Source organism: Aquipuribacter sp. SD81 (assembly GCF_037153975.1).
In the GTDB taxonomy this organism is placed as follows: domain Bacteria; phylum Actinomycetota; class Actinomycetes; order Actinomycetales; family JBBAYJ01; genus Aquipuribacter.
Window position 1 is genome coordinate 1 of record NZ_JBBAYJ010000034.1, and the last position, 17,523, is coordinate 17,523.

The 17,523-nt window shown below is 75.7% G+C and carries 12 protein-coding genes; 6 read left to right on the forward strand and 6 right to left on the reverse strand.

All coding sequences use genetic code 11. The features are described from left to right. Together resB and ccsB are read left to right on the forward strand one after the other, a co-directional pair. Nucleotides 1–1,254, forward strand: a 1,254-nt coding sequence (gene resB / locus WAA21_RS16395; RefSeq protein WP_336923916.1) for a cytochrome c biogenesis protein ResB, incomplete at its 5' end; no start/stop codon positions are given. Continuing rightward, a complete protein-coding gene (ccsB, locus tag WAA21_RS16400; protein ID WP_336923917.1) occupies nucleotides 1,251–2,321 on the forward strand; it encodes a c-type cytochrome biogenesis protein CcsB in 1,071 nt (356 codons plus the stop codon). The genes resB and ccsB, both read left to right, overlap by 4 nt. A gap of 29 nt (nucleotides 2,322–2,350) precedes the next feature. Here the strand turns inward: ccsB and WAA21_RS16405 are convergent, their stop codons facing one another. Then, complete coding sequence (locus WAA21_RS16405; RefSeq protein WP_336923918.1) at nucleotides 2,351–4,105, reverse strand: GGDEF domain-containing protein; 1,755 nt, start codon at nucleotides 4,103–4,105, stop codon at nucleotides 2,351–2,353. A gap of 136 nt (nucleotides 4,106–4,241) precedes the next feature. On the opposite strand from WAA21_RS16405, the gene pruA reads away from it, so the two are divergent. Further along, entirely contained in the window at nucleotides 4,242–5,945 is a 1,704-nt protein-coding gene (pruA, locus tag WAA21_RS16410; protein WP_336923919.1) for an L-glutamate gamma-semialdehyde dehydrogenase, read from the forward strand. Nucleotides 5,946–5,978: 33 nt separating this feature from the next. On the opposite strand, the gene WAA21_RS16415 is transcribed toward pruA, so the two are convergent. Further along, entirely contained in the window at nucleotides 5,979–7,721 is a 1,743-nt protein-coding gene (locus WAA21_RS16415; protein ID WP_336923920.1) for a tetratricopeptide repeat-containing diguanylate cyclase, read from the reverse strand. Continuing rightward, nucleotides 7,708–8,187, reverse strand: a complete 480-nt coding sequence (locus WAA21_RS16420) for a DUF2505 domain-containing protein (protein WP_336923936.1) — start codon at nucleotides 8,185–8,187, stop codon at nucleotides 7,708–7,710. The genes WAA21_RS16415 and WAA21_RS16420 overlap by 14 nt, the downstream gene beginning before the upstream one ends. Nucleotides 8,188–8,324: 137 nt before the next feature. On the opposite strand from WAA21_RS16420, the gene WAA21_RS16425 reads away from it, so the two are divergent. After that, complete coding sequence (locus WAA21_RS16425) at nucleotides 8,325–13,382, forward strand: NAD-glutamate dehydrogenase (RefSeq protein ID WP_336923921.1); 5,058 nt, start codon at nucleotides 8,325–8,327, stop codon at nucleotides 13,380–13,382. A gap of 31 nt (nucleotides 13,383–13,413) precedes the next feature. Then, nucleotides 13,414–14,922: a sensor histidine kinase gene (locus WAA21_RS16430; RefSeq protein WP_336923922.1), complete on the forward strand. Its 1,509-nt coding sequence runs from the start codon at nucleotides 13,414–13,416 to the stop codon at nucleotides 14,920–14,922. 116 nt (nucleotides 14,923–15,038) lie between these two features. Here WAA21_RS16430 and WAA21_RS16435 read toward each other — a convergent pair whose 3' ends face one another. Continuing rightward, on the reverse strand, nucleotides 15,039–15,287 hold the full coding sequence (locus tag WAA21_RS16435) for a WhiB family transcriptional regulator (RefSeq protein ID WP_336923923.1): 249 nt from the start codon (nucleotides 15,285–15,287) through the stop codon (nucleotides 15,039–15,041). Nucleotides 15,288–15,682: 395 nt separating this feature from the next. On the opposite strand from WAA21_RS16435, the gene WAA21_RS16440 reads away from it, so the two are divergent. After that, nucleotides 15,683–16,099 (forward strand): hypothetical protein, encoded by a 417-nt coding sequence (locus tag WAA21_RS16440; protein ID WP_336923924.1) that lies wholly within the window; start codon nucleotides 15,683–15,685, stop codon nucleotides 16,097–16,099. Between the two features lie 100 nt (nucleotides 16,100–16,199). Here the strand turns inward: WAA21_RS16440 and WAA21_RS16445 are convergent, their stop codons facing one another. Both WAA21_RS16445 and WAA21_RS16450 read right to left on the reverse strand, forming a co-directional pair. Next, nucleotides 16,200–17,006, reverse strand: a complete 807-nt coding sequence (locus WAA21_RS16445; RefSeq protein WP_336923925.1) for a SigB/SigF/SigG family RNA polymerase sigma factor — start codon at nucleotides 17,004–17,006, stop codon at nucleotides 16,200–16,202. Nucleotide 17,007: 1 nt separating this feature from the next. Next, nucleotides 17,008–17,511, reverse strand: a complete 504-nt coding sequence (locus WAA21_RS16450; protein WP_336923926.1) for an anti-sigma regulatory factor — start codon at nucleotides 17,509–17,511, stop codon at nucleotides 17,008–17,010. Between the last annotated feature and the right edge of the window lie 12 nt (nucleotides 17,512–17,523).

Consider the following 17,523-nt stretch of genomic DNA (forward strand, 5'->3'; position numbering starts at 1 on the left):
GTGCCGGCCCACGCGAGCGCGACCGTCGCCGCGGGCGTGCCGGAGCTCGCGGCCCGCGCGCGCGCCGTGCTCGGCCGCGACCTCGGCCGCGGCCGGCTCGGGCACGTGCTCGACGAGCGCGACGAGGGCGACGGCGCGCGCTCCCTCGCCGCCGACACGGGCCGGCTGCGGGAGACGGGCAACCTGCTGTTCCACCTCAGCCTGCTCGGGGTGCTCCTCGCGCTCGCGACCGGCTCGCTGTACTCCTACCGCGGCGAGGCGCTCGTGGTCGAGGGCGAGACCTTCAGCAACGTGCTCCCGGCCTACGACTCCGTGCAGCCCGGCGCGCGCTTCGACGCCGCCTCGCTGCCCCCGTTCACGGTCCGGCTCGACGGGCTGCGGGTCGCCTTCGAGGAGCGGCAGCTCAGCGAGCTCGGCGCCCCTCGCGACTTCGAGGCCGAGGTCACGACCCGGGAGGCGCCCGGCGCCGCGGAGCGCGAGGGCTCGGTGGCGGTCAACGCCCCGCTCGAGGTGGCCGGCACGCGGCTGTTCCTCACCGGCAACGGCTACGCGCCCGACCTCGAGGTCCGGGACGGTGACGGGGAGGTCCGGTGGTCCGGGCCCGTGCCGTTCCTGCCGCTGGACGCGACGTACACCTCCGAGGGCGTCGTCAAGGCGCCCGTGCCCGGTGGTGACGACCTCGCCCTCAGCGGCTACCTGCTGCCCACCGCCCCGGCCGAGCCCACCGAGCAGCTGCGCTCGCTGTTCCCCGACGCGCGCGAGCCGCGGCTCGTGCTGACGGCGTGGAGCGGCGACATCGGGCTCGGCGACGGGACGCCCCAGTCCGTCTACGAGCTGGACAGCGACCGGATGACGCAGCTGGAGGACGCCGACGGCGCGCCGCTCGTCCTCGTGCTCGCCCCCGGCGACACCGTGTACCTGCCCGGCGGCGGGTCGGTCACGTTCGGCGACCTGCCCCGCTTCGCCGCGTTCCAGCTGCGCGCCGACCCGTCCGGGCCGCTCGCGCTCGTCTCCGCGGTGCTGGCGGTGCTCGGGCTCGTCGCGAGCCTGACGCTCCCGCGCCGGCGCGTGTGGGTGCGTCTCGTGCCGGCGGATGACGCCGGGGGCGCGGAACCGGCGCGGGACGAGGAGCGCGGCCCGCGTACCGTGGTGCAGGTGGCCGCGCTGTCGCGCGGCCGCGACACCGGGCAGCAGGAGCACGTGGACCGCGTCCTCGCGTCGCTGGTCGGCCCGGCCGAGGAGGAGAGCAGGTGACGCACGTGCTGGGACACGGGCTCGTGGGACTGCCGGCGCTGCTGGGCACGGCGGGCGTGGTCGACGAGGCGATGGCGGGCACGAGCGACGCGCTCACGTACTCCGCGATGGCGGTGTACGCGGGCTCCCTCGTCGCCTACGCCGTCGACCTCGCGGGCTCGCGGCGCGTCGTCACCGTCCGGGGCCGCGACGCCCGGCAGCCGGTGGCGGCGGGCGCCGTCGGTCCGTCCGCCGGCGCACCCGACGTCGCGGACGCCGCCGGCGCGGGCGCTGCCGGCGCTGCGGGCCCCACCCCGGGCGCTCCGGCGCCCGGCGGCAGCCGGGCGGGTGGCATCGGCACGAGCCTGTTCGTCCTCGCGACCGTCCTGCACGCCGCGGCCGTCCTCACCCGCGGGCTCGCGGTGTCCCGGGTGCCGTGGAGCGACGCCTACGAGTTCGCCCTCACCGGCTCCCTCGCGGTCAGCCTCGTGTACCTCGTGCTGCTGCGCACCGGCGGGTGGCGCTGGCTCGGCACGTTCGTCGTCGTGCCGGTCCTGCTCACGCTCATGGTCGCGACGTCGTTCTTCTACACGAACGCCAGCGCCCTGTCCCCGGCGCTGCAGAGCTCGTGGCTCGTCGTGCACGTGTCGATCGCCTTCGTCGCGTCCGCGCTGTTCACCATCGGCTTCAGCCTCGCGGTCGTGCAGCTCGCGCAGCACCGCCAGGAGGCCGCCCTGACCGCGGGGGCGGCGCCCGGGCGCTTCCTGCAGCACGTCCCCAGCGCGGACCGCCTGGAGCAGGTGTCGTTCCGGCTGCACGCCGTCGGGTTCGTGCTGTGGACCTTCACGGTCGTCGGCGGCGCCATCTGGGCCGCCGAGGCGTGGGGCCGCTACTGGGGCTGGGACCCCAAGGAGGTGTGGTCCTTCGTCATCTGGGTCGTCTACGCCGCGTACCTCCACGCGCGCTCGACGGCCGGGTGGGCCGGCACCCGCAGCGCGTGGATCGCCGTCCTCGGCTTCGCGTGCCTGCTGTTCAACTTCTTCGGCGTCAACTACCTCTTCGTCGGCAACCACTCCTACGCCCTGTGAGCCCGGGCGGCGCGTGACGGCGTCTCCGCTCAGGGCCCGACGAGCCGGTCCCGGCCGCCGTCCTTGGCCTCGTACAGGTGCCGGTCGGCGGCGCTGAGGAGCTCGCCGGCCGGGGACGCCGCCTCCCGCGGCACACCGACCGTCACACCGGCCGAGGCCGTCACGACGAGCGGGGCGCGCTCCTCGGTCACGGCCGGCACGTCGTCCCACTCGACCGTCGAGGCAGCGCGCCGCACCTGCTCGACGACCGCGGCGACCTCGGTGTCGGCCAGGTCGGACACCGGGAACGTCACGACGAACTCCTCCCCGCCCACCCGGTACAGCCCGGCCCCGGGCACCCCGAGCAGGGCGGTCACCATCGCCCGCCCCACGCGCACGAGGACCTCGTCGCCGGTCACGTGCCCGTAGCGGTCGTTGACGCGCTTGAAGTGGTCGAGGTCGACGATGGCCAGCGCGAGCCGTGTCCCGGCCCGGGCGTGGTCGGCCATGGCGTCGGTGAACGCACGCCGGTTCTCTATGCCGGTGAGGGCGTCGACGCGCGCGGCCCGACGCTCGCTCTCCGAGGTGCGGCGCCACGTGTCGCGCTCGCGCTCGACCTCCTCGCGTCGCAGGCGGGCGGCGTTGACGGCGGCGGTGCTGTGCACCTGCATGTCGCGCGAGGCGGTCACGGCCGTCACGTAGCGGCGCATGGCGGCGAGGGCGCCGACGAGGTCGCCCCGCCGCTCGCGGCACGTGGCCAGCATGTGCCACACCATGACGCTCGTCACCGAGCCGAGCCGGTCGGTGGCCGCGGTCGCGTCCAGCAGGATCCGCTCCGCCTCGTCGAGCTCGCCGCGCTCGAGCAGCACCTCCGCCAGCAGGGCCCGCGACCGCGCGAGCACGTCGACCTCGCCGAGGGTGCCGACGAGCTGGACGGCGTCACGGGCGTGCCGCAGCGCGGCGTCGAGGTCGCCGTGCAGCTGCGCGCGGCGCGCGAGGCACCACGAGGCGCCCCGGCGGTTCGCCAGGCCCTCGCCGACCTCCACGGCGGCGTCGGCGGCGGTGACCGCCTCGTCGGTCCACGCGTCGACGAGGGCGAGCAGGTCGTCGCGCTCCTCGCCGGACGCCGGCGGCTGGCCCTCGTAGCCGCGCAGCAGGAACGACGCGGCGGCGACCGAGCTCATGAGCACCCACTCCTGCTGCCGCGGGTGGCCGAGGGAACGCGCCTCGCGGCGAGCGTCCTCCAGCAGCCCGAGGGCGCCGCGGGCGTCGCCGAGGTCGTAGAGCGCGACGGCGAGGTTGTGCCGCATCACCGAGCGCAGCCGCACCGCCTCCTGCCCGGACGCCCGCAGCAGCGCCTCGAGGCCCCGGTCGAGGTGCCGCAGCTGTGCGTGCAGGTCGCCGAGGTAGCCGGAGGAGATCGCGTGCATGTTGAGGGCCTGCGCCGCCGTGAGCGGGTCGGCGTCGCCGTCGACGAGCTCCAGGGCGCGCGCGGTGTCGTCGTGGGCGCGCAGGTCGCGGCGGAAGTGCCGCGCGCGGGCGCGCAGCACGAGCAGCCGCGGGGCCAGGCCGTCGGCCGCGGCGGCCGCGGACCCGTCGAGGTGCGCTATGCGCTCGTCCAGCAGCTCGCACGCCGCCACGGGGTCGCGGTCCACGAGCGCCGCGACGTCGGCGAGCGGGTCGGTGCCCGGCGCGGGCCCGTCGGGGGCGCCGTCCGCGGTGGCACCGCGCTGCTGCTCGGCCCGCACCACGACCTCCCTCCGCCGCCCGGCCGGGCGCTCCCACCGGTTCGGCGTGACCGGCACGTGCCGAGTATGGCCGCCGCCCCGCCGCCGGGCAGCCCGTCCGCCGACGAAGTCGCGGCGGACCGCGCGCGCTCGTGGAGCCGCGGCCGGCGCACCCTGGTGGGCAGGCCGGTGCGGGGCCGTTAGCGTGCGGGACATGACGAGCACCGCGCAGACCTCCGCGACGTCCTCGGCCCCGGCAGCCGGCCCGGGCGGCGGCTTCGACGCGGTCACGAGCCCCCCGCCGCCGCACAACGAGCCCGTGCTCGGGTACGCCCCGGGCAGCCCCGAGCGCGCGACGCTGGAGGAGGCGCTCCGCTCGGTGCTCGGCGAGGTCGCCGAGCTGCCCATGACGGTCGGCGGCGAGGTCCGGGCCGCCTCCGGCGAGGAGCTCGAGGTCCGGCGTCCCGACGCCCACGCCCACGTCCTCGCGCGCGGACGCGGCGCGACCCACGCCGACGCGGAGCTGGCCCTGGCCGCCGCGCGGGAGGCCGCGCCGCAGTGGCGGCGCCTGCCCTTCGACGAGCGGGCGGCCGTGCTGCTGCGCGCCGCGGACCTGCTGAGCGGCCCGTGGCGGGCGCGCATGAACGCGGCCACGATGCTCGGGCAGTCGAAGTCCGCGCAGCAGGCCGAGATCGACTCCGCGTGCGAGCTCGCGGACTTCTGGCGCTTCAACGTGCACTACGCCCGGCAGCTGCTCGCGGAGCAGCCGCCGAGGCACTCCAACGGGGTGTGGAACCGCACCGACCACCGTCCCCTCGAGGGCGTCGTCTACGCGATCACCCCGTTCAACTTCACGGCGATCGCCGGCAACCTGCCGACCGCGCCCGCGCTGCTGGGCAACGTCGTGGTGTGGAAGCCCTCACCGACGCAGACCCTCGCCGCCGTCCTCACCATGCGGCTGCTGCGCGAGGCCGGGCTGCCGGACGGCGTCGTCAACCTGCTCCCGGGCGACGGGCTCGCCGTCAGCGACGTCATGCTCGCCGCCCCCGACCTCGCGGGCATCCACTTCACGGGGTCCACCGCCACGTTCCAGCACCTGTGGCGCGGCGTGGCCGAGAACATCTCCGGCTACCACGCCTACCCGCGCCTGGTCGGGGAGACCGGCGGCAAGGACTTCGTCGTCGCGCACCCCAGCGCCGACCCCGACGCCCTCGTCACCGCGCTGGTGCGCGGGGCCTTCGAGTACCAGGGCCAGAAGTGCTCCGCCGCCTCGCGGGCCTACGTGCCGGCGTCGCTGTGGCGTGCCGGCGTGCGCGACGCGCTCGTCGCCACGACGGAGTCCCTCACCTACGGCCGGGTCGACGACCTGTCGAGCTTCGGTGGCGCCGTCATCGACGAGCGCTCGTTCGCGCGCAACGCGGCCGCGATCGACCGGGCCCACGCCGAGCCGGGCATCGACGTCCTCGCCGGCGGCACGCACGACCGCAGCGAGGGCTGGTTCGTGCGCCCGACCGTCGTGGAGGTCGCCGACCCCGCCGACGAGGTCTTCCGCACCGAGTACTTCGGACCCGTCCTCGCCGTGCACGTGTGGGACGACGCCCGCCCCGACGGCTGGCGCTCGATGCTCGAGCAGATGGAGCGTGTGGCGCCGTACGCGCTGACGGGCGCCGTCTTCGCCCGGGACCGCTACGCCGTCGCCGAGGCGACGGCCACCCTGCGCTTCGCCGCCGGCAACTTCTACGTCAACGACAAGCCCACCGGGGCCGTCGTGGGCCAGCAGCCGTTCGGCGGCGGCCGCGCGTCGGGGACCAACGACAAGGCGGGCGCGGTCCACAACCTGCTGCGGTGGGTGTCCCCGAGGACCCTCAAGGAGACCTTCGTGGCCCCCACCGACCACACCTACCCGCACATGGGCTGAGGCGCGGACCGGTCGTCGGCTCCCGGCCGGCGCTCAGTCGGCGACGACGCGGTCGCGCCCGCGCCGCTTCGCGCGGTAGAGGTTCTGGTCGGCGTGGCTCAGCAGCGCCCGGTGCGAGGTGTCCCCCACGGCACCGACCACGCCGACCGCCACCCCCGCCGACAGCGTGAGGGTGATGGTCCCCCCGCCCGTGCGCAGCTCGAGGGCGGCGACGTGGCGGCGCGCGTCCTCCACGACCGCCACCGCGCGGGCCACGGCCTGCTGCTCCGCGGTGCCGTCGCCGTCGCCGTGGTGGGTGAGGACCGCGGCGAACTCCTCCCCGCCGATCCGGAACAGGCGGGCGTCGGGGTCGGAGCGGGCGAGCGCGTCGCTCACCTCGGCGGCCACCGCCCGCAGCACCTCGTCGCCCACGAGGTGCCCGTGGACGTCGTTGACCACCTTGAAGTGGTCGAGGTCGAGCAGGGCCAGGCACGTCGGGGCCCCGCCGGCGGCGAGCACCGCGAGCGCGTCCTCGAAGGCCAGGCGGTTGCCGACCTGCGTGAGCGGGTCGAGGCGGGCGAGACGGCGCGCCTCCTGGCTGTCGAGGCGGGCCGAGTCACGCTCGGCCTCGGCCCGCTCCCGCAGCAGCGTCACCGCCGCCATCGAGGCGGTGTTCCGCAGCCGCACGTCGCGCGAGGTGCCGCTGTGGCGCACGTACTCCTGCAGCGCGCTCATCGCCTCGCGGTAGCGGCCGAGCGCCTCCAGGCAGTCCGCGACCAGGTACCAGGCGGTCAGCTGGAAGGCCGTCGTCACGACGCCCTCGCCCGCCACCACCTGCTCGAGCTGCTCCAGGGCCTCCTCGTGCCGGCCCGCCTCGACGAGCAGCTCCCCGGCGAGGGCGCGGCACCGCACGAGGTGGTCGGGCTCGCCGCGCTCGGCCGTGAGCCGGACGGCCTCCTGCGCGAGCCGCAGCGCCTCCTCGCGCTCGCCCCGCAGGTGCGCGGCTCGGGCCGTGGCGTACGTGGAGTGCCGACGGTTGCACAGGACGGGGTCGCGGGCCGCCGCGACCTCACCGGCCTCGCCGGCCGCCCGCGTCCACGCCTCGACGTCGGCGCGCAGCCGCGCCTGCCGCTCCACCGGCGCGCGCTCGACCCCGTCGGGGCGGACCAGCCACAGCCCGGCCACCCGCACGGCGGTGGAGTGCACCTGCTCGATCTGCTCGGGGTCCCCGAGGCGCACCGAGTCCGGCATCGCGGCCACGAGCAGGTCGAGGGCCCGCTCGCTGTCGCCGAGGTCGGCGAGGACCTCGGCGAGGTTGATGCGCACGGCCGCACCCACCGCGACCGCGCGCTCGCCCTCGGCGGTGTGGACGACGTCGAGGGCCTCGGTGAGGGTCGCGACCTGCGCCTCGACGCGCCCCTCGAAGCCCTCCCAGATCGCCCGGCCGTTGAGCACGAGCGCCGCGAGCAGCGGGCTGCGCCGGGGGTCGAGGAGCTCGGCGGCCAGCTGCAGGTCCGCGAGCGCCTTCGGCTCGTTGCGGTAGTGCCGCTGCGCCGCGCGGGCGTAGAGCAGCTGCGCACGCCAGTGCCCGAGGTCGACGTCCTCACCGACGCCCGCCTCGTCCCGCCCGTCGCCGACAGCGCGCTCGAGGCGGTCGAGGGTCCCGGTGAGCAGGGCGTCGGCGGCGAGGGGGTCCTCGCCCAGCAGCGAGCGGGCGCGCGCGTCGACGGCGCGCAGCGCCGCGTCGTCCAGCCGGCCGGACGGCGCCGCGCCTGCCGTCTCCTCAGCCGCGACCACGCCAGGCCTCGTAGGTGTCGACCTGGGCCGCCAGGGCGGCCTCGATGCCCGGGACGACGGCCTTCTCGACCCTTCCACCGACCAGCGGCACCTTGGCCGTCACCTCGCCCTGCACGTGCTCCTCGGCGCCGCCCCCGGCGGGGCGGACGGCGGTCGTGAAGCGCGCGCGGACGGGCGCGCCCGCGACCTCGAGCTCGATGACGCCGGTCCGCGCGCCGTCCGGCTGCGCGTCCGGCGCCCACGTCGTGGTCTCCGTGAGGCTGAGCCGCTCACCGGTGAGCCGGCGGGCGAAGTCGGGGAACCGGTCGGTGGGCATGACGCGCGTGACGACCGTGCGCAGGCCGTCGACCGCGACGGAGTGCTCCAGCGCCCCGGTGCGGCGGCAGACCTCGGCGAGGAAGTCCTCGTCGAGGCGTGCTGCCACGACGTCGTCGGGGGAGGCGGGCCAACGCAGCGTCGTCGTCATGTCCACGGCGGTGACGGTACGGCAGCGGGGCCCGCCGGTCAGCCGCTCGCGTGACGAGCGTGCGACCGGCCGTGACCGACCGCTCGGGCGCACGGCTCCGGTTGGGCGGCCCCGGGGGCAGGACTACGGTCGGGCGCATGGTCGACGACAGATCGTCCCTCATCGACCGGGCCGGGACCCTCGCGGCGCAGCGAGGGTGCGGAAACGACGAGCGGCTGCTGCTGACGGGCTACTTCGCCGACGTGGCCGACGTCGACCTCCTGCACCGGGACCCCGGTGACGTGTGCGGTGCGGTCCTCGCCCACCGCGCCCTCGCCGAGGAGCGCCGGCCCGGCCACCACCTCGTCCGGGTGTGGTCGCCGCAGGTGGACACCGACGGCTGGACGTCGCCCCACACGGTCGTGCAGGTCGTCACCGACGACATGCCGTTCCTCGTCGACTCCGTCACCAACGAGCTGTCGCGCCGCGGGCGGGGCATCCACCTCGTCGTCCACCCGCAGGTCGTCGTGCGCCGCGACGCCGACGGCCGGCTCGAGGAGGTGCTGGCCGTCACCCACGGCGAGGCGGTCGCGGACGACCAGCGCCCCGGCGTGCTCGTCGAGTCGTGGATCCTCGTCGAGGTCGACCGCACGACCTCCGACACCGGTACCGCGGGGTCCGGTGACCCCTCGGCCGACGACGCGCTCGCCGAGGACCTGCGGCGGGTCCTCGCCGACGTGCGGGCCGCGGTCGAGGACTGGCCGGCGATGCGGGACCGCGCGGGCGCGCTCGCCGAGGAGGTCGCCGACCTGCCGGCCCGGCTGCCGGACGGCGCCCTCGACCCCGACGACGCCGCCGAGGCCGCCCGCCTGCTGCGCTGGCTCGCCGACGAGCACTTCACGTTCCTCGGCTACCGCGAGTACCGGCTGCGTCCCGGCGACACCGACGACACCGCCGTGCTCGAGTCGGTCCCCGGCACGGGGCTCGGCATCATGCGCCACGGCGACGAGCGCCCGACCGTCAACCCCCTGAGCGCCTCCGTCACCTCCCACGCCCGGCGCCACGACGTCCTCGTGCTCACCAAGGCGAACTCCCGGGCGACGGTCCACCGCTCGACCTACCTCGACTACGTCGGCGTCAAGGTCTACGACGAGGCCGGCGAGGTCGTGGGGGAGCAGCGCTTCCTGGGTCTGCTGTCCTCGGCGGCGTACACGCAGTCGGTGGGGTCCGTGCCGGTCGTGGACCGCAAGGTGGCCGCGGTGCTCGAGCGCTCCGGCTTCGGTCCGCGCAGCCACTCCGGCAAGGACCTGCTGACGATCATGGAGACGTACCCGCGCGACGAGCTGTTCGCCTCCGACGTCGAGACGCTGGAGCGGATCGGCCTGGGTGTGCTGCAGCTGCAGGAGCGGCGCCGCACCCGCCTATTCGTGCGGCACGACGACTTCGGCCGGTACGTCTCCTGCCTCGTCTACCTGCCGCGCGACCGCTACACGACCGAGGTGCGGCTCGTCATGCAGGACATCCTGCTCGAGGCCTTCGGCGGCACGGCCATCGAGCACAGCGCGCGGGTGTCGGAGTCGGTGCTGGCCCGGCTGCACTTCGTCGTGCGGCTCGCCTCGCGGCAGACGCCGGACGGCGCCTCCGGCGACGAGGCGCGCCAGGTCGACCTCCCCGCGGTCGAGCAGCGGCTGGTGGCCGCGACCCGCACGTGGGAGGAGGACCTCGCCGACGGCCTGCGGGCGGAGCTGGGCGAGGCCGAGGCCGTGCGGATGGCGCGGCGCTGGTCCGGCACGCTGCCGGAGGGCTACAAGGAGGACGTGCCGGCCCGGGCCGCGGTCGGCGACCTCGTCCGCCTCGAGCGGCTGGAGGCCGGTCGCGCCGCCGCGCCCGACCTCGACCTGCTGCTCTACACCCCGCTCGGCTCGCCCCCGGGCCGGTCGCGGCTGAAGATATACCGCCGCAGCCCGCTCGGGCTGTCGGAGGTGCTGCCCTTCTTCGACCACCTCGGCGTGGAGGTCGTCGACCAGCGGCCGTACCACCTGCGCGGGACCGACGGCGAGGGCGACGGCTCCGGGGCGACCCCGGCGGTGGGCGGGGGCGGGGAGCGTCCCGGCGGGCCCGTCGACCACTGGGTGTACGACTTCGGCCTGCGCCTGCCGTCGGTCGCGACCGAGCCCGGGACGACGACGGACCCGGCCCGGCTGGCGCGCCGCTTCACCGACGCGTTCGTCTCGTCGTGGACCGGCGCGAGCGAGTCCGACCGCTTCGACCGGCTCGTGCTGCGCGCGGGGCTGACGTGGCGGCAGGTCGTGGTCCTGCGGACCTACGCGCGCTACCTGCGCCAGACCGGCACGACCTTCTCCGAGGACTACATCGCCGGGGTGCTCGCGACGAGCCCCGAGGTGGCCCGTCTGCTCGTCGCGGTGTTCGAGACCCGGTTCGAGCCGGACCGCTTCGCCCAGGCCGACGGCAACCGCCCCTCGGCCGCGCGCCTCGGCGCCGCCGAGCGCGCCGCGAGCGCGGTCGAGCAGGCGCTGGAGGACGTCGACAACCTGACCCACGACCGCATCCTGCGCGCCCTTCTCGCGACCGTCACCGCCACGCAGCGCACGAGCTTCTACCAGCGGGAGGCCGACGGAGCGCCCAAGCCGACCGTCGCGGTCAAGCTCGACCCGCGGCTCGTCCCGGACCTGCCCGACCCGCGACCGGCGCACGAGATCTGGGTGTGCGGGCCCGAGGTCGAGGGGGTGCACCTGCGCTTCGGCTCCGTCGCGCGCGGTGGTCTGCGGTGGTCGGACCGGCTCGAGGACTTCCGCACGGAGATCCTCGGGCTCGTCAAGGCGCAGCAGGTGAAGAACGTCGTCATCGTGCCGACCGGCGCCAAGGGCGGCTTCGTCGGCAAGCGGCTGCCCGACCCGGCCCGCGACCGCGAGGCGTGGTACGAGGCCGGCAAGGAGTGCTACCGCCGCTTCATCCGGGCGCTGCTCGACGTCACCGACGACCGCGACCTGGCCGCGGGCACGGACCCCGCTCCCGTGGTGCCGCCCGGCCGCGTCGTGCGCCACGACGACGACGACACGTACCTCGTCGTGGCCGCGGACAAGGGCACGGCGGCCTTCTCCGACGTCGCCAACGCCATCAGCCTGGAGCGCGGGTTCTGGCTCGGCGACGCCTTCGCCTCCGGCGGCTCCAAGGGCTACGACCACAAGGCGATGGGCATCACGGCTCGCGGTGCCTGGGAGAGCGTGCGCTGGCACTTCGACGAGCTCGGCTGCGACGTCGACACGGACCCGTTCACGGCCGTGGGCGTCGGCGACATGTCCGGCGACGTCTTCGGCAACGGGCTGCTCCTGTCCCGTGCCGTGCGGCTGGTCGCCGCCTTCGACCACCGGCACGTGTTCGTGGACCCCGACCCCGACCCCGAGGCGTCCTGGCGGGAGCGGCGCCGGCTGTTCGAGCTGCCGCGCTCGTCGTGGGGCGACTACGACACGTCGGTCATCAGCGAGGGGGGCGGCGTGTTCCCGCGGGCCGCCAAGGCGGTGACGCTGTCGGCGCGCGCCGCGGCCGCCCTCGGCATGCCCGCCCAGCAGACCACCGTGACGCCCACGGAGATCATCCGCGCCGCGCTCACCGCGCCGGTCGACCTGCTGTGGAACGGCGGCATCGGCACGTACGTCAAGGCCTCCGACGAGAGCCACGCCGAGGTCGGCGACAAGGCGAACGACGGCCTGCGGGTGGACGGGCGCGACCTGCGCTGCCGCGTGGTCGGCGAGGGCGGCAACCTCGGGCTCACGCAGCGCGGACGGGTCGAGGCGGCGCTGGCCGGCGTGCACCTCAACACCGACGCGATCGACAACTCCGCAGGCGTGGACACGAGCGACCACGAGGTCAACATCAAGATCCTGCTCGACCGCGTGGTCGCCGAGGGCGAGCTCACCGACAAGCAGCGCGACCGGCTGCTGTCGGACATGACCGACGACGTCGCCGCGCGCGTGCTCCAGCACAACGTCGACAGCAACGTGCAGCTCGGCGCCGCCCGGCACCAGGCGCCCGAGATGCTGCCGGTGCACCGTCGCCTGCTGCACCAGCTGGAGGCCGCCGGCGCGCTCGACCGCGGGCTGGAGTTCCTGCCCGACGAGGAGACGCTGGACGAGCGGGCCGAGCAGCGACGCGGTCTCGTCTCGCCGGAGCTCGCCGTCGTGTCCGCCTACGCCAAGCTCACCCTCACCGACCAGCTGCTCGACTCCGGCATCCCGGACGAGCTGTGGTCGGAGCACTACCTCGAGCGCTACTTCCCCGAGCGGCTGCGGGAGGCCTACCCGCGCCAGGTCGTCGCCCACCCCCTGCGTCGCGAGATCGTCGCGACCGCCCTCGCCAACGCGATCCTCAACACGTCCGGGACGACCTTCGTGTTCCGGCTCGGGGAGGAGCTCAACACGCTGCCGGACCGGGCGGTGCGGTCGTGGGCCGTCGCGCGGGAGGTCTTCGGCCAGGCGGCGTGGCACGAGGAGGTCCTGCGGCGCTGCGCCGACCTGCCGGCCCCCGTGCGCCTGGAGCTGCTGCTCGACTTCCGGCGCCTGCTGGACCGGGCCTGCCGCTGGCTGCTGCAGAACCGGCCGGACCCGCTGGACGTCGAGGCCGAGGTCGCCCGGACCGGCCCCGTCGTGGACCGGCTGCGCCCGCTCTTCCTCGACGCGGTGCAGGGGCAGGAGCGCTCCGAGCTGCGGGTCCGCGCCGACGAGAAGGTCGAGGCGGGGGTGCCGGAGGACCTCGCCGTGCGCGCCGCGGGCTTCCTCGAGGAGTTCTGCCTCCTCGACGTGTCCGAGATCGCGCTCCGGGAGGACGTGCCGGCCGAGGACGTGCTGCACGTCTACTTCGCGCTGTCGGAGCGCTACGCGGTCGACGGGGTGCTCACCCGCATCACCCAGCTCCCGCGCGACGACCGCTGGCAGGCGCTGGCCCGCGCGGCGCTGCGCTACGACCTGTACTCCGCGCTGGAGGAGCTGACGACCGTCGTCGTGCGGACGACGGGGGACGGGGCGGCCGCCGACCGGGTGCAGCAGTGGGAGTCGGCGAACAGCACGGCGCTGGACCGCGCCCGCGTCACCCTCGACGAGGTGCAGCGACTGCCCGGACGCGACATCGCGCCGCTGTCGGTCGCACTGCGGACCCTGCGCAGCGTCGTCAAGACCGGCACCGCGGGGGACGCCCGGTGACGCGCGGCCGCGCCGGGACGGCGGGTGCCGCATGACGACCATCACCGACATCGTCCGCCGCCACGCGGACCTCGACGACGCCGACGCCGAGTGGCTCCGGACGCTGGTGGGGGACTGGCAGCTCGTCAGCGACCTCTGCTTCGCCGACCTCGTGCTGTGGCTGCAGGACCGCTCCGGCGGTTGGTCGGCCGTCGCGCACGCCCGGCCCAGCACGTGGGCGACCGTGTACTACGACGACGTCGTCGGGACCGTCGCCCGGCCCGGGCTCGCGGACCGGCTCAACGCGGTCGCCGCGGGCCGGCCCGACCCTCAGGCGGCGGGGGCCGGTGAGGACCCCGTCGCCCTCGCCGACGAGCAGCCGTGGCAGGTCGACGTCTTCCCGGTCCGGCGCCGGCACGCGAGCACCCTCACCGACGTCATCGCCGTCGTCGTCCGCTCGACGGACCCTGGGTCCACCCGCACCCCGGGGCGGCTCGAGCTCGTCTACCGCGAGAGCGGCACCCACCTGCTCGGCATGCTCGCCGAGGGCACGTACCCGTTCACGTCCGCCCCCACGGGACCGCGGCGCGGGGCCCCGCGCGTGGGCGACGGCCTGCTGCGCATGGACGCCGACGGCGTCGTGACGTACGCCTCGCCCAACGCGGTGTCGGCCTTCCGCCGCGTCGGGGTCGTGTCGGTGAGCGGGCGCAGCCTCGCCGAGGTCGTCACCGGGAGCCTGCAGGAGCGCGACCCGGTCGACGAGGCCCTGCCGCTGGTGGTCATGGGCCGCGCGCCGTGGCGGTGCGACCTCGAGATGCGCGGATCGGTGCTGTCTCTGCGGGCGGTGCCGCTGCTGCGCGGGTCGGCCGCGGTCCCCGACCGGGTCGGCGCGCTCGTCCTCGTCCGCGACGTCACCGAGGTCCGGCGTTCGGAGCGGGCGCTCATGACCAAGGACGAGACGATCCGCGAGATCCACCACCGGGTAAAGAACAACCTGCAGACCGTGTCGGCGCTGCTGCGCATGCAGGCGAGGCGCACGACGAGTGAGGAGGCGCGGCTGGAGCTGCGCGAGGCCGGACGGCGCATCGCCGCCATCGCAGGGGTCTACGACACGCTCGCGCACGAGGTCGACGAGTCGGTGCCCTTCGACCAGGTGGTCGACAGCGGCCTGGCCAACGCCCTCGACCTCGCGAGCGCCGACGGGCGGTCCCGCGTGCGCCTGCGGCGGGTCGGCAGCTTCGGCCGGGTGCGGGCGGCGGACGCGACGCCGCTCGTGCTCGTGCTCAACGAGCTCGTGAGCAACGTGGCGGAGCACGCCTTCGCGCCCGGGTCGGTCGACGAGCCGGTGACGGGCACGGTGTCCGTGACCGCGGACCGGGAGGGCGACCGGCTCGTCGTCCACGTCGACGACGACGGCCGCGGCATGGACCCGGACGCCCGGCCGGGACTCGGCACCCGCATCGTGGACAACCTCGTGCGGACCGAGCTGCACGGCAGCTTCACCCGCGAGGCGCGGCCCGAGGGCGGCACCCGGGTGACGCTCGACCTGCGACTGCGCTGAGCCCGTCCGGCCGGCCCGCGGGCGGGCGGTCGGACCCCCCGGACGCACGAGAGGCGCCCACCTCGTGGTGGGCGCCTCTCGCGGCGCTCGTTCCCGGTCGCAGCCGGGGCAGGGCCTCAGCCTGCGCGGCGGGCCCGGGCGGCGCGGCGCTTGAGGGCGCGGCGCTCGTCCTCGCTCATGCCGCCCCACACACCGCTGTCCTGACCGGTCTCTATCGCCCACTTCAGGCAGGTGTCCACAACGTCGCAGCGCCGGCACACGGCCTTGGCCTCCTCGATCTGCAGGATCGCAGGACCCGTGTTCCCGATCGGGAAGAACAGCTCCGGGTCCTCCTCGAGGCACGCTGCACGGTCACGCCAGTCCATCGTTCTCTCCACTTCCGCTCAACGCCCGCCCGGGGGCGCGCAGTTCCACGTCGGTGCGGGTTCCGCCGCGGGCGTCGTGCGCCTGCGCGGCGGCTGTGCTGCACCGCGGTGCCGGGGTCCCGGCTCGTTCCTGGGCGCGGGGTGCTCCTCGCGCCTGCCTGGTATTAGGCAACCACCTCGTGAACGGCTTCACAAGGGGTGGGTGCGAATTAGTTGTGCCATGTACGTCACACGCCCGTAACGCCGACGTAGTACGGCTGCCCGGGCGTCCGCTCGGCTCGTGACCGCTCGGCCCGGTGCTCGACCCCCGACGCTAGGTCCTCGTCGGTCACCGTGCCATCCGGTGGTCACTGGCCGATGACCCTCGGGGTGCCCCTGCGGCTACCGTGTCAAACGTGGAGGCCAGCAGGCGTGTTCCCCGGGCCGGTGCGGTGGTGTGCGCCGTCGTCGCCGGTGTCGAGGCTGCCGCACTGTCCGTGGGCGGCGTCCTCGCCCTGGCCGACGGGGTGCAGGGCGGCTCGCTGCCGCTCGGGCTCGCGGTCGGGGTGGTCGCGCTCGGGCTCGCCTACCTGCTCGTCCGGGTGGCCGTCGCGTCGTGGCACGGCCGGACCTGGCAGCGCGGCGTCCTCGTGACGACGCAGCTGCTCGCCGGTCTCGTCGCCCTCAGCGTCGGCTCACCCGCCCTCGCCGCGCCGCAGGACGCGCCCCGGGCCGCGCTCCTGACGGCCGTCGTCCTGCTGCTCGCGGCGGGCGGTCTCGTCGGCGTGTGGCTGACGACCCGGGGCGCGGTCGGCGCGGACGACCCGGCCTGAGAGCCGGCCCGGGCCTCAGGAGCTCCCGGCTGCTCGGCCGCCGGGCCGACGGGCTGCCCGGCCCCCGGGTCGGCCGGAGCCGGGGGCTCCTCCGGGCGTCTCAGTCGCCCGTGGCCTCGTCCTGACGAGTCATGTCGCTCCGCAGGCGGGCGAGGGTCTTCGCCAGCAGCCGGGACACGTGCATCTGGCTGATGCCGACCTCCTCGGCGATCTGCGACTGCGACATGCCGCGCACGAAGCGCAGGGCGATGATCCGCCGCTCGCGCGGCGCGAGCCTCGCCAGCACCGGACGCAGCGTCTCGCGGGTGAGGACCTCGTCGAGGGCGACGTCCTCCTCGCCGAGGGTGTCCCCGACCCCCGACTCGACGTCCAGCGGCACGGTCGACAGCGTGTAGGCGCTCTCGAGGACCTCCACCACGGTGTCGGCGTCGACCCCGGCGCGCCGGGCCACCTCCTCCACGGTGGGCGTCCGGCCGTGCTCGTGGGTGAGCGCCTCACGCGCCTGGGTCACCGTCACCTGCACCTCCTGCAGCCGGCGCGGCAGGCGCACGGTGCCGGCCCGGTCGCGGAAGTGGCGCCTGATCTCGCCGGTGATGGTGGGCACGGCGTAGCCGGCGAACGGCACGCCCCGTCCCGGCTCGTAGCGGTCCACGGCCTTGATGAGGCCGATGGTGCCGACCTGGAGCAGGTCGTCGTGCGGCTCGCCGCGGCCGGCGAAGCGTCGGGCGATGTGGTGGACGAGCGGCAGGTGCGCGGTCACCACCGCGTCGCGCAGCAGCACACGCCTCGGGTCCGCCTCGTCGAGGCCCGACAGCTCCTCGAGCAGCGGGTCCGTGTCGGGACGGCCGTTGTCGTCGACCCCCACCTCGATGCCGGCGGCGCCCGGCCGCCTCGCGCCCGCCGCCACCTCACGCACCTCGCACGCGGGTGTGGGTGAGGGAGATCCAGGAGCCGTCGTCGGCCGTGCCGCTCGCGACGTCGCCGGCCAGTGCCTCGAGCACGGCCCACGCGTAGCTCGTCTCTCCCGGCAGGCGCAGGTTGGGGCCGACCACGTGGACCGCGAGCGTGTCGTCGTCCACGGTGAAGCGCGCGCGCAGCCTCTTGTCCGGCTGTCGCAGGTGCCGGGCCCTCGGGACCGGCTGCTGGCCGGTGCCGGTTCCCGCGCCGGTGCCGGCGTCGCTGCCGGGCTCCGGGAGCAGCAGCGTGCACGCCTCGTCGACGGCGATGCGCAGGTCCTCGATCTCGTCGAGGGTGAGGTCCAGGCGCGCGCCGAGCCCGGCGCACGCGGTACGGACCACCCCGAGGTAGGCCGGGTCGGCGGGCAGGTCGAGCTCGACGACGTCCGGGTTCTCCTCGCCGGCGGGTCGATCGCGGCCGTCGCGCGGGTGCGGCGCCGGGGGGACGGGCGTCATCAGGGCCTCCAG